We start from the raw sequence: 234 nt of genomic DNA, 5'->3' as shown, positions 1-234 counted from the left end.
TTGCGCTTGCTGATTGGCTCGCGCTTGTTGATGCTGACTCAGATGCTGATGTGCTTGCTGATTGACTTGCACTTGTTGATGCTGACTCAGATGCACTTGTGCTTGCTGATTGGCTTGCACTTGTTGACGCTGACTCAGATGCACTTGTCGATGCTGACTCAGATGCGCTTGTGCTTGCTGATTGGCTTGCACTTGTTGATGCTGACTCAGAAGCTGATGTGCTTGCTGATTGAC

At 49.6% G+C, this 234-nt stretch carries 1 protein-coding gene; it reads right to left on the bottom strand.

All coding sequences use genetic code 11. The features are described from left to right. The coding region (locus tag EII37_RS11030) for a hypothetical protein (RefSeq protein ID WP_142997543.1) at positions 1-234 on the bottom strand (234 nt) is incomplete at both ends.

Origin of the sequence: Streptococcus sp. OH4692_COT-348 (assembly GCF_003859975.1) — a bacterium.
Taxonomy (GTDB): domain Bacteria; phylum Bacillota; class Bacilli; order Lactobacillales; family Streptococcaceae; genus Streptococcus.
This window is presented reverse-complemented; position numbering and strand designations above follow the sequence as displayed.